At 68.2% G+C, this 11,513-nt stretch carries 10 protein-coding genes; 3 read left to right on the forward strand and 7 right to left on the reverse strand.

All coding sequences use genetic code 11. The features are described 5' to 3' along the window. Positions 1 to 9: 9 nt before the first annotated feature. From Q664_RS21815 to Q664_RS21825, 3 genes are all read left to right on the forward strand, one after another. Positions 10 to 900 (forward strand): hypothetical protein, encoded by an 891-nt coding sequence (locus Q664_RS21815; protein WP_043398860.1) that lies wholly within the window; start codon positions 10 to 12, stop codon positions 898 to 900. Positions 901 to 1,244: 344 nt separating this feature from the next. Next, on the forward strand, positions 1,245 to 1,850 hold the full coding sequence (gene udk / locus Q664_RS21820; RefSeq protein WP_235216814.1) for a uridine kinase: 606 nt from the start codon (positions 1,245 to 1,247) through the stop codon (positions 1,848 to 1,850). A gap of 64 nt (positions 1,851 to 1,914) precedes the next feature. After that, a complete protein-coding gene (locus Q664_RS21825; RefSeq protein ID WP_043398865.1) occupies positions 1,915 to 2,742 on the forward strand; it encodes a class I SAM-dependent methyltransferase in 828 nt (275 codons plus the stop codon). A 379-nt stretch (positions 2,743 to 3,121) separates the two neighbouring features. Here the strand turns inward: Q664_RS21825 and cysI are convergent, their stop codons facing one another. The 7 genes from cysI to Q664_RS21860 form a co-directional block, all read right to left on the reverse strand. After that, positions 3,122 to 4,831 carry an assimilatory sulfite reductase (NADPH) hemoprotein subunit gene (gene cysI, locus Q664_RS21830; RefSeq protein WP_043398867.1) on the reverse strand — a complete coding sequence of 570 codons (1,710 nt, stop codon included), beginning with the start codon at positions 4,829 to 4,831 and terminating at the stop codon, positions 3,122 to 3,124. Positions 4,832 to 4,843: 12 nt separating this feature from the next. Continuing rightward, complete coding sequence (locus Q664_RS21835) at positions 4,844 to 6,670, reverse strand: assimilatory sulfite reductase (NADPH) flavoprotein subunit (RefSeq protein WP_084610216.1); 1,827 nt, start codon at positions 6,668 to 6,670, stop codon at positions 4,844 to 4,846. Next, positions 6,667 to 8,325 carry a GTP-binding protein gene (locus tag Q664_RS21840; RefSeq protein ID WP_043398870.1) on the reverse strand — a complete coding sequence of 553 codons (1,659 nt, stop codon included), beginning with the start codon at positions 8,323 to 8,325 and terminating at the stop codon, positions 6,667 to 6,669. Before Q664_RS21840 ends, Q664_RS21835 begins: the two co-directional genes overlap by 4 nt. Beyond that, positions 8,325 to 9,242: a sulfate adenylyltransferase subunit CysD gene (gene cysD / locus Q664_RS21845; RefSeq protein WP_043398873.1), complete on the reverse strand. Its 918-nt coding sequence runs from the start codon at positions 9,240 to 9,242 to the stop codon at positions 8,325 to 8,327. The genes Q664_RS21840 and cysD overlap by 1 nt, the downstream gene beginning before the upstream one ends. Continuing rightward, positions 9,235 to 10,035: a uroporphyrinogen-III C-methyltransferase gene (cobA, locus tag Q664_RS21850; RefSeq protein WP_043398876.1), complete on the reverse strand. Its 801-nt coding sequence runs from the start codon at positions 10,033 to 10,035 to the stop codon at positions 9,235 to 9,237. Before cobA ends, cysD begins: the two co-directional genes overlap by 8 nt. Continuing rightward, positions 10,032 to 10,673, reverse strand: a complete 642-nt coding sequence (locus tag Q664_RS21855) for a precorrin-2 dehydrogenase/sirohydrochlorin ferrochelatase family protein (protein ID WP_043398878.1) — start codon at positions 10,671 to 10,673, stop codon at positions 10,032 to 10,034. Before Q664_RS21855 ends, cobA begins: the two co-directional genes overlap by 4 nt. Before the next feature lie 72 nt (positions 10,674 to 10,745). After that, complete coding sequence (locus Q664_RS21860; protein ID WP_043398880.1) at positions 10,746 to 11,483, reverse strand: phosphoadenylyl-sulfate reductase; 738 nt, start codon at positions 11,481 to 11,483, stop codon at positions 10,746 to 10,748. Positions 11,484 to 11,513 lie beyond the last annotated feature (30 nt).

Raw genomic sequence — 11,513 nt, forward strand, 5'->3', positions numbered from 1 at the left:
GTCTAGCGAATGAGCCTCGACAGGGTCATTGGCTCGTACATCGCCGGCATGGCGTTGCCCGTGTCGGCGATGTCTGGCTCCACTTTGTCCTCTCGCCAGATGGAGGACCTCTCGGGCCTCCCGAGGCACGAGAACATCATCCTGGGTCAGCTCTCGAGCGAGCACGATAAAGCACTGAGCGAAGTACGCGCCGGAGCGTTCGACAAAGCCCTCAAATGGCTTGGGCGCGCTCATCACATCATGGAGACCGGACTCGAGACGGAGGAATCTCGACGGGTTGGGACTTCATTCCACCTCGCCGCTGTAGCCTACCTGGACTTTCATCTTGCCAGGTATCAAGAGGCTGAACAGGGGCTCCACGAGGCAATGGTCGCCTGCAAGCGCCTGGCGGAGGACCACGGGCACCGCCATGCCGCGGCGCGGAGGGTGCATCTGGCGCGGAATCTCGTGCGTGTGTCGTGGATGCGTGGCAAGCATGACGACGCGGTGGCGATGGCCTATCAGCTCCTGACGTATTTGTGGGCTGACAAGACGGTCTGGCCGTTTGGTGCCGCGAGTGATGTCCGTGTCGAACGGAAGCCCAGCGAAGAAGAAGCGTTGTGGCTGTCCGACGAGCTCCTGTCGGAGCTCCCTGCCATGGTGGACTCCGCGCGGAAGATGAAGCGTGGCTTTCCACCGGAGCCCATGGGTCTCGCGGCGGCTCTGGGACATTGTCCCGTGGGAGAGCGGGTACGTGCCACCCATGCGCTTTGCCAGTCCGCGACCGACCGGCGCGAGCACGAGCTCGAAATGGCCTTGTCCACGTTCTTTGCCTTGGGCAGGGGCAGTTTCGTCTTGACGTGGCGCAAGGTCGAGTGGCTCTCCCGACAATGTGGGGTGGCCTTGCCTTTGGTGGAGTGATTCCCCGGCCCCGGCGCCCGAACGCCGGGGGCCAGGATTGATTCAAAGTCCCACGGCAGAAGTCAGCGCCAGCCACCGCTCTCTGGCCTCCACCGAGGGCCCTCCGGGCTCAGCCAGTGCGAGTGGCAGGTGGTCTCCCGGGTGACGGGGTCCAGCGACGTGGGGTCGTTATCGTTCAGTCCCGAACAAATCGTCCCCTCCCCTCTTGTTCGCCCCTCTTCGAAATCTGGGGCATGCTGCGGGGGGGAGGCGCCATGCGCTGGCTCGATGTCGAAGGCCTGTCGCCGTGCCCCAACCCTGGCGCTCGTTGAACCCCCGGGAGGCCCGACATGGCTGTGCCCTTCATGGTTGGAATCGCAGGCGGCACGGGGAGTGGCAAGACCACCCTGGCCGACAAGCTCATTGGAGCGCTCAATCGAGAGGCGGTGTTGATCCGTCACGATTGGTACTACTTCGATCGCTCGCATCAGACGCCCGAGGAGATTGCACGCGTCAACTTCGACGAACCCGCCGCACTGGACAATGATCTGCTGGTAGGGCACCTGCGGCAACTCAAGCAGGGCCGGGCCGTGGAGTGCCCGGACTATGACTTCAAGAAACATACGAGCACCCGGGGGGTGTTCAAGCTGGAGCCGAGGCCCATCGTGATCGCCGAGGGCATCCTGCTCTTCTGTGAGCCCCGGCTCCGCGACGAGTTCGACCTTCGTATCTTCGTGGACACCGACGACGACATCCGGCTCATGCGGCGCATCAAACGAGACATCCAGGAGCGGAATCGCGACCTGGTGTCCGTGGAGCGCCAGTACTTCGAGACAGTTCGTCCCATGCATCGGCTCCACGTGGCGCCCTCCCGGCAGCATGCCCACCTGATCGTTCCCGAAGGAGGAGGCAACACCCAGGCCCTGGATGTCATCGCGGGCCGTCTCCTGTTCCTTCTGCAACAGAGTTGACGATGACGGCGCACCACGCCCGCCCCCTTCCAAAGCGCCGTGGGAATCGGTGTAGAAACGCGGGATGGACCAGACTCGCAACCCACAGGCGGAGCAGATGGCCGACGAGTCGATGGCGCGGGCGCTCGCGCATCAGGCCGAGGCCATCTGGCCGCAGGAACGACACCTCTTCGAGCGTTATGGCTTGTCAGGCCCGCTGAACATTCTCGATCTCGGCTGTGGCACCGGCCAAATCACCCGGCGGCTGGCCTCCCGCTATCCGCAGGCGCAAGTGCTGGGCATCGACATCCTCGAGTCGAACCTCGCCATCGCGCGGCAGGGAGATGTGTTCGGAGGGCGGATCCGCTACGCACGGGGTGATGCCTTCGCGCTCGAGCAGGGAGATGCCAGCTTCGGGCTCGTGGTGTGCCGCCACATGTCGCAAGCCGTGCCCGACTTTCCACAGGTGCTGGCAGAGATCACCCGGGTGCTCGAGCCCGGAGGGTGGTTGCACCTGTTGTCCGAGGACTACGGCATGTTGCACATGCCCGTGCCTCCGGATGGCTCTTTCGAGCCAGATCGATTCTGGAACGAAATCATGGGCGCGTTCGCGCACAAGACCGCCTGTGATGTCCGCATTGGCCGCCACTCTCCGCCGTTGCTGGAGCGGTTTGGATATCGCGACATCGCGATGGACTACATCACCGTGGACACGCTGCGCGTGCCACGCGCCACCTTCGCCGGTATCCTCGAGGCCTGGCGGGATGGTTATGTGAAGCCTCTGGCCGAGGCGAGTGGACGCTCCATCGCCGAGGTCACCACTGGCTTCAATACCCTGATCTCCGCCATCGAGACTCCGCCCCAGTACGCCGTGTGGCACGTCCCCATCGTCTCGGGCCGCAAACCCGAATGAGGAGCGCGAAGGCGTGTCTCGCCGTCCTGTACCGCGAGGGACATGCGCGGCCAGTCCCGACCAGGAATGTCCCCGGGGATTTGCAGTCACCAATGCGTCTGCTTCGTGGTCTTGGAATGTTCATCTGTGCCGCCGTCTTCACCGTTGCCGTCCCCCTCGCGCAGGCCCAGGAGGTAACGTCCGACGTCAGCACGTCATCCGTCGTTTCCGCGGAATCACTCCCGACCTGCCGGCCGGCCAACCAGGGTCAGCTTGCATGCGTCCAGAGCTGCATGGTCAACGGCTATCCAAGCTGTGACTACTGCAACACGCCGTGCTCCTAGAGCACCGCCAGCCAGCACTGCGCCAGCACGTCGAGAGCTGGCGCGGCACGGGATGCTCAGCCCGCGGCGGCGGGCACCGGGCGTGCGGTGGCCGGAGGCACGGTCACCACGCCCGTGCGCACGGTGAAGTCGCCGAACCCTTCCCCGGGCTGACGGTCGCGTGCGAATGCGGCGAACAGCGGCTCGAGCGCCGACAGGATGCCGGCCTCGTCCACGTTCTCGCGGTACAGGCGGTTGAGCCGCTGTCCCCGCTGGTCGCCACCGAGGAAGAGGTTGTAACGGCCGGGCCCCTTCCCCACCAGGGCGATCTCCGCCAGATACGGCCGCGCGCAGCCATTCGGGCAGCCGGTGATGCGCAGCAGGATGTTCTCCTGCTCCAACCCGTGCTCCGCCAGCCGCGCCTCCAGCAGGTCCGCCACGCGCGGCATGTAACGCTCGGCCTCCGCCATGGCCAGGGCGCACGTCGGCAGCGCCACGCAGGCCAGCGCGTTACGCCGCAGCGGGCTGGCGCTCCGGAAGCTCGTGATGCCATACGTCTCGACCAGCTTCTCGATGCTCTGCCGCTCCTCCGGCGGGATGCCCGCGATGATCAGGTTCTGGTTGGGCGTGAGCCGGAAGTCTCCCTTGTGCACCCGGGCGATCTCCCGCAGGCCCGTCAGGAAACGCTGGCCCTCCGCATCCGCCACCCGGCCGCTGTCGATGTGCAGCGTCAGGTTCCACCGGCCATCGTGGCCTTGAATCCACCCGAAACGGTCCCCGTTGTGATCGAACGCGAACGGCCGCGCGGGCTCCAGCGGATAACCCAGACGCTTCTGTAGCTCGGCGACGAACCAGGCGATGCCACGATCCTCGATGGTGTACTTCAGGCGCGCGTGCTTGCGGCTGGTACGGTCGCCGTAGTCTCGCTGCACCATCACCACGTTCTCCGCCACGTGCAGCAGCTGCTCCGGGCGGATGAAGCCGATGACATCCGCGAGCCGCGGGAACGTCGCCGCCTCACCGTGCGTGGCGCCCATGCCTCCGCCCACCAGCACGTTGAAGCCCACCAGCTCCCCGCCCTCGATGATGGCGATGAAGCCCAGGTCCTGCGAGAAGATGTCCACGTCGTTCAGCGGCGGCACCGTGATGCCCGCCTTGAACTTCCGGGGCAGGTAGGTGGGGCCGTAGATGGGCTCCTCCTCGCCGCCAGCCACCTTCTCCTTGTCCAGCCAGATCTCGTAGTACGCCCGCGTCTTCGGCAGCAGGTGCTCGGACAGGCGGATGGCCCACTGGTGCACCACCTCGTGCGCGCGAGAGTCCACCGGATTGGGGTTGCACATCACGTTGCGGTTCACGTCGCCGCACGCGGCGATGCTGTCGAGCAGCACCGCCTCCATCCCCTTCATGGTGCTCTTCATGTCCCCCTTGAGCACGCCATGCACCTGGAAGGCCTGGCGCGTGGTGATGCGCAGCGTGCCGTTGGCGTACGTGCGCGCCAGCTCGTCCAGGGCGAGCCACTGCTTCGGGGTGCACACCCCGCCGGGCAGGCGGGTGCGGATCATGAAGCTATAGGCCGGCTCCAGCTTCTGCTGCCGGCGCTCCTCGCGGATGTCCCGGTCATCCTGCTGGTAGCTGCCGTGGAACTTGATGAGCTGGGTGTCGGCCGGAGCGATGGCGCCAGTGAGCGGGTCCGCGAGGCTCTCGGCCAGAGTGCCTCGCAGGTTCCGGCTGCGCGCCTTGATGTGCTCCACCTCGGTAAGGGCCGGGGTCGGATTCTTGCTGCTCATGGTGTCTCCCGCTCAGTAGACGTCGCGCAGGTAGCGCTGCTGCTCGCGCAGCGAATCGAGATAGGCCTTCGCGTCCTCACGGCTCTTGCCCCCGTGGGTCGCGATGATGTCGAGGAGGGCTTCCTCCACGTCCGGAGCCATGCGCTTCGCATCGCCGCAGACGTAGAAGGACGCACCGCCCTCCAGCCACGCGTAGACGTCGCTCCCCTTCTCGCGCAGGCGGTTCTGGACGTAGACCTTCTGGCCCTGGTCCCGCGAGAACGCCAGGTCGATCCGGTGCAGCGTCCCCTGCTTCACCGCCTCCTGCCACTCCACCTGGTAGAGGAACTGGGTGCGGAAGTGCTGCTCGCCGAAGAAGAGCCAGTTGCGGCCGCTCGCGCCCGTCTCGGCGCGCTCCTGCACGAAGGCGCGGAATGGCGCCACGCCCGTGCCAGGACCCACCATGATGATGTCGCGGCTCGGATCCTTCGGGAGCCTGAACCGCTCGTTGGCCTCGATGAAGACATCCACCATGTCCTGGCCCGCCTCTCGCGTCGCCAGGTAATTCGAGGCGGCTCCGACGTGGCGCGTGCCGAAGGCCTCGTAGTCCACCAGGCCCAGCGTGAGGTGGACCTCCTCCCCTACCCGCTTCTGGCTGGAGGCGATCGAGTAGAGCCGCGGCGTCAGGCGGCGCAGCGCGCCCACCAGCTCCTCCGCGCTCCACTTGCCAGGGTACTGGCGCAGCAGATCGATCACCTGGTGGCTGGCGAGCAGCGCACGCAAGGCCTCGCCGCCCTCCGGCGTGAGCAGGCGCCGCAGCTCCGCGTGGTGGGAGCGCTCGGCGTGGCTCGCCAGGAACGGACGGCTCAGGCGGGTGATCTCCAGCTCCTCCGTGAGCCAGCGCTTCAGCGGCAGACCGCGCCCCTCGCGCTTCACCTCGGCGGCGCCATCGAGCCGCAGCTCGGAGAGCACCGCCTCGACCAGCTCCAGCGGATTCCGGGGAATCACGCCGAGCGCATCGCCCGGCTCGTATGTCAGGCCCGAGCCCTCCAGCGACAGCTCCAGGTGGCGGACGTCCTTGAGGGCCCCCCGCCCGGTGATGCGCTGGTTGGCCAGCACCTGGGACGGATAGGGGTTCTCCTTGCTGAAGGTGGGCGGCACCTGCACGGTGCGCAGCGGCGTGACCGTCGCCAGCCCGGCCTCGGGCGCCAGTTCCTTCCTCGCGTGCTCCAGGGCCTGGCCCAGCCAGGGCTCGGCCACGGGCTCGAAGTCCACGTCGCACTCGGCGCGCGCGAACAGCCGTGTGCCCCCGAGCTCCGCGAAGCGCTCGTCCAGGATGCGGCCGATCTCGCAGAACTTGGGGTAGCTCGAATCGCCCAGCCCCAGCACCGCGAACCGCAGCTGCCCGAGCGCCGGAGCGCGCTTGCTCCGGATGAAGTCGAAGAAGCCGCGCGCGTCGTCCGGCGGATCTCCATCGCCCTGGGTGCTGATGACCACGTACAGGAGCCGCTCGTTCTTCAGCTCGCGCACGGGGTAGTCGCTGGCGCGGAAGCTTCGCACGGCGAGCCCGGTGGCCTCGGCCCGCTGCTTCAGGCGCTCGGCCAGTTGACGGCTGTTCCCCGTCTGGGTGCCGTAGACGATGGTCAGCGTCCCCTGGGGCGCGGCCTGCACCGCCGCCGCGGGCGGGGTGATCGGGAGCGCACCCGGGAGTTGCCGGGCCGCGAGCCCGGCGAAGTAGCCGCTCAGCCACGTGAGCGACGGCGAATCGAGCCCCTCGACGAGGCGCTGCAACAGCGCGCTCTTCTCCGCGCCGAGCGGTGTCGCCAGGGCGGGGATGGAGGCGTTCACGGAAGAGGTCACGGCCGGTTCTCCTGGGCATCCAGGATCTGCTTCACCTGGCGCTCCAGCTCGTGGGTGGGCTCCAGTTCCAGCCAGGGGACACCGGCGCCGCGGAGCTGATCCCGCAGCCCCTGCCGCGCCTGCGGAACGGGGGTGTAGAGGATGGCGAGCAGCCCGGCCTCGGCCAGTGCGAGCGCGTTCTCCGCGTCGCCCTGGACGGTGACCACGTGCCGGCCCTGGTCGAACAGCGCCCGCTCCAGCCGGGGCGCCAGCGTCCGCACCTCGGGGGTGCCCGCCAGGAGGATGACCGCGCCCGACTGCCCCAGGCGCGCGCGCCGCTCCTCGGCGGAGATGAGCGATTGCGCTTCCTGATCGCCCTCCTGTCCCGCCGCGCCGAGGATCATGCCCGCCGCGACCGTGTCGTTGGTGAGCGGATCCACGACGATGAAGGCGCCCGTCTTGCGGTTCTCCGTGTACGGATCGCAGATCAGTGGCCGCTTGCAGACGAGCCGGACCTTGCCGATGTCGTTGAGCGACAGGGACTCCGCGGGCACCTCGGAGAGGGCCTCCAGGTCCTTGCGCCAGAGCACCTGCTCGACGTGGGCCGGCACGTACTTGGAGGTGTGCTTCACGAGGTAGCGGCGCGAGGTGTCCAGACGCTCCTCGCCGAACCACACCAGCATGGCCTCCAGGTACTGGAGCGCCACCGGCGCCTTCTCGACATGGGCGATGAGATCTCCCCGGCTGACATCCACCTCGTCGGCCAGACGCAGCGTCACCGAGGACGGCGCGCTGGCCTCGCCGAGGCTCCCATCGAAGGTGTCGATGGCGGCGATGTGCGTGCGCCGCTTCGAGGGGAAGACGACGACCTCGTCGCCCACGCGCACCGTGCCGGAGGCGATCTGCCCGGCGAACCCGCGGTAGTCCAGGTTGGGCCGCAGCACGTACTGCACGGGGAAGCGGAAGGGCGCTCCGTCCAGCCGGCGCTGGTGCGGCAGCGACTCCAGCCACCCGAGCAGCGTCTCGCCGTCATGCCAGGGCGTGCGGGCGCTCGGCTGGGTGATGTTGTCACCGCCGCGCGCGCTGATCGGGAAGTAGCGCACCTGCTCGAAGCCGAGCGTGGAGGCGAACGCGTCGAACTCCTTCGACAGCCGCTCGTAGACGGCCGGATCGAAGTCCATCAGGTCCATCTTGTTGATGGACACCGCGAGGTACGGAATGCCCAGCAGCGAGGCGATGTACGCGTGGCGCCGCGTCTGCGGGAGGATGCCCAGGCGCGCGTCCACCAGGATGACGGCCGCGTCGGCCGTGGAGGCCCCGGTGGCCATGTTGCGCGTGTACTGGATGTGTCCCGGCGTGTCCGCGACGATCACCTTGCGCCGCCGCGTGGAGAAGTAGCGGTACGCCACGTCGATGGTGATGCCCTGCTCGCGCTCGGCGCGCAGTCCGTCCGTGAAGAGCGAGAAGTCGATCTCCTCACCCGCGCTGGCGCGCTTCACCGCCGCCACCTGATCCTCGAACAGCCCGTTGCACTCGTACAGGAGCCGGCCGATCAGCGTGGACTTGCCGTCATCCACCGAGCCCACCACCACCAGGCGCAGCAGTTCCTTCTCGTAGTGCTCGGCGAGGAAGCGCTGGAGGTCACCCTTGTCGTTCAGCTGCAGTGCGGCGGTCATTAGAAGTACCCCTCGCGCTTCTTGAGCTCCATCGAGCCTTCTTCGTCGTGGTCGATGAGGCGGCCCTGCCGCTCGGACACGCGGGCCTCCATCATCTCGGTGATGATCTCCTCGACGTTGGAGGCCGAGGACTCGATCGCACCACTCAGCGGGTAGCAGCCCAGCGTGCGGAAGCGCACGCGCTTCATCGTGGCCTTCTCGCCCGGACGCAGCCGCATCCGCTCGTCGTCCACCATGATCCACTGGCCCTTGCGGTCCACCACCGGGCGCTCGGCGGCGAAGTACAGCGGCACCACGGGGATGCGCTCCTTGAGGATGTAGTGCCACACATCCAGCTCGGTCCAGTTGGAGAGCGGGAAGACGCGCATGCTCTCGCCCGCGTCGATGCGGCCGTTGTAGAGGTTCCACAGCTCGGGCCGCTGCTTGCGCGGCTCCCACTGGCCGTGGCGGTCACGGAAGGAGTAGACGCGCTCCTTCGCGCGGGACTTCTCCTCGTCGCGCCGGGCGCCACCGAAGGCCGCGTCGAAGCCGTGCAGCGAGAGCGCCTCCAGCAGCGACTGCGTCTTCATGGCGTGCGTGTACTTCTGGCTGCCATGGTCGAAGGGGTTGATGCCCTCGGCGAGCGCCTTCTTGTTCTGGTGCACCAGGAGCTTCAGCCCGTGCTTCGCCGTGAAGCTGTCACGGAACTGGTACATCTCCCGGAACTTCCACGTGGTGTCCACGTGCAGCAGCGGGAACGGCAGGGGCGCCGGATGGAAGGCCTTGCGCGCCAGGTGCAGCAGCACCTGCGAGTCCTTGCCAATGCTGTAGAGCATCACCGGGTTGGCGAACTCGGCCGCCGTCTCACGGATGATGTGGATGCTCTCCGCCTCGAGCACCGCCAGATGCGAGAGCCGCGCGGACAGGGTTTCACTCATGACCAGCCTCCACCTTCAGGAACCGTTCGCGCTCGGATACCAGGGGCCGCGACTCGACCAGCGAGCGGAGCTGTGAGCGCAGGGAAACGACTTCGCCCACCACCAACATGGCGGGAGAGCCAACGGACGCCTCACGGGCCTTCGCGGCGATGGAGGAGAGCGGAGCCTCGAGCACCCGCTGGTGCTCCCAGGTCCCCGCCTCGACGATGGCCGTGGGGGTATTCGGAGAACGTCCCGCGGCGATGAGCCCCAGGGTCGCCTCCTCCAGGCGGCTGCCCGTCATGAACAGCACGAGCGTCTCCGACCCGGCCAGGTGCGCCCAGTCCGGCGCCTTGCCAGCCCGGTACGCGGTGGCGAACGTCACCGAGCCCGACACGCCCCGGTGGGTGATGGGAATCCCCGCCGCCGCCGGAGCCGCCACACCGCTGGAGACGCCCGGCACCACCTCGTAGGCGATGCCCGCCGCCTCCAGCGCGAGGGCCTCCTCCCCTCCCCGGCCGAAGACGAAGGGATCTCCCCCCTTCAGCCGCACCACCGAGCGGCCGAGCCGCGCCTGGGCGATGAGCAGTGCGTTGATCTCCTCCTGCCGCACCGACTCGCCCCCACCCTCCTTGCCGACGAACAGCAGCCGCGCCCGGGGCCGGGCGTGCTTCAACACGTCGGGGTGGATCAGCCGGTCGTAGACCACCGCGTCCGCGCCCGCGAGCAGCTGGGCCGCTCGCAGCGTCAGCAGACCGGGATCTCCGGGCCCCGCGCCCACCAGGTAGACCTTGCCGTTGACCTGCTTGCTCATTGCTTCTCTCCAAAAGTCTCCAGCGCGGCGCGCACCCGCACCCAGGCGGCCTTGCGCTCACCGCGCGTCAGCAGCTCTCCCGCCTCGCCCTCCACCAGCTGCTTCAGCAACTTCATCCGCTCGGCGCCCGCGGGCAGCCGCTTGCGGAGCCATCCCGTCAACCGGGCCAGTTGCACGTGCCCGGGCGCCACCTGCTCCACGAACTGCTTGCGCAGCCGCCGGGCCAGCGCCGGGGCCTGCCCGGAGGTGGAGACCGCCACCACGATGGGGCCGCGCCGGCCCACCGAGGGCAGCGTGAAGTCACACAGCTCCGGGATGTCCGCCGCGTTCACCCAGATGCCCAGGGCACGCGCCTCGTCCGCCACCGCCTCGCTCACCCGCCGATCATCCGTGGCCACGAACACCACGTGATGCCCGCGCACGTCTCCGGCCGCGTAGGGACGCTCGGCCAGCTCCAGCCGGCCCTCGTCCGCGAGGCGGCGGATGACCGGGCCCACGGAGGGCGCCACCACGCGCAGCACCGCGCCCGCGTCGGCGAGTTGCTGGCTCCGCTCCTCGGCGATGGTGCCGGCTCCCACCAGCAGCACCCGCTTGCCGTTCAACCGGAGGCAGACGGGGAAGTCCACGTGCGCGCTCACGACGCCACCTGACTCTTGCGCAGCGGGCTCCGCAGGGGTGAAGGAAGGCATGGCCTCGTCTCGGGCGGAGGGTCAGCGGCGGACGTGCAGTCCGCACTCACGGTTCTCGGGGGACTCCCACCACCAGCGGCCGGCGCGCTCGTCCTCGTAGGGCTTCACCGCGCGCGTGCACGGCGCGCACCCGATGGACGGGTAGCCCCGGTCATGCAGCACGTTGTAGGGCACGCCGTTGGCCTTGACGTACTCCCACACGTCCTTGCTGCTCCACCGCACCAGCGGGTTCACCTTGATGAGGCCGTGGTCCGCATCCGCCGCCACCGCCTGGACCTCCGTGCGGGTGACGGACTGCTCCCGGCGAAGTCCCGTCACCCACGCCTCCCGCCCCGCCAGCGCGCGCCGCAGCGGCTCCACCTTGCGGATGCCACAGCACTCCTTGCGCGCCTCGATGCTCTGCTTGAACGAGAAGTACCCCTTGGCGGACTCCAGCGCCTCCACCCGCGCCCGCTCCGGGAAGTACGTCTCGATCTCCACGCCGTAGCGGCGGCGCACCACGTCCATCACCTCGTACGTCTCCGGCGGCAACCGGCCCGTATCCAGCGTGAACAGGCGCACGCTCGGAGCGTGCATGCGGGCCAGATCGATGAGGACCATGTCCTCCACGCCGAAGCTGGAGGCGATGGCCGCGCGCGCGCCGAACCGCTGCTCCACCCACGCGAGCACCGCCTCGGCGGGCGCCTCGAGCAATTGCTCCGTCGTGGCGCGCAGCTCTTCCTGGGACAGGGCGAGGGACAGGGCTGAGGACTGAGACATGGCTGTTCCCTGAACAAAAACAGCCCGTCA

It is taken from the genome of Archangium violaceum Cb vi76 (assembly GCF_000733295.1).
In the GTDB taxonomy this organism is placed as follows: Bacteria; Myxococcota; Myxococcia; order Myxococcales; family Myxococcaceae; genus Archangium; species Archangium violaceum.

What these genes read in the sequence shown, in the direction of transcription:
- Q664_RS21860 (WP_043398880.1), bottom strand. Translation starts at nt 11,483, where the DNA reads ATGTCTCAGTCCTCAGCCCTGTCCCTCGCCCTGTCCCAGGAAGAGCTG.
- cysD (WP_043398873.1), bottom strand. Translation starts at nt 9,242, where the DNA reads ATGAGTGAAACCCTGTCCGCGCGGCTCTCGCATCTGGCGGTGCTCGAG.
- Q664_RS21840 (WP_043398870.1), bottom strand. Translation starts at nt 8,325, where the DNA reads ATGACCGCCGCACTGCAGCTGAACGACAAGGGTGACCTCCAGCGCTTC.
- cobA (WP_043398876.1), bottom strand. Translation starts at nt 10,035, where the DNA reads ATGAGCAAGCAGGTCAACGGCAAGGTCTACCTGGTGGGCGCGGGGCCC.
- udk (WP_235216814.1), top strand. Translation starts at nt 1,245, where the DNA reads ATGGTTGGAATCGCAGGCGGCACGGGGAGTGGCAAGACCACCCTGGCC.
- Q664_RS21825 (WP_043398865.1), top strand. Translation starts at nt 1,915, where the DNA reads ATGGACCAGACTCGCAACCCACAGGCGGAGCAGATGGCCGACGAGTCG.
- Q664_RS21815 (WP_043398860.1), top strand. Translation starts at nt 10, where the DNA reads ATGAGCCTCGACAGGGTCATTGGCTCGTACATCGCCGGCATGGCGTTG.
- cysI (WP_043398867.1), bottom strand. Translation starts at nt 4,831, where the DNA reads ATGAGCAGCAAGAATCCGACCCCGGCCCTTACCGAGGTGGAGCACATC.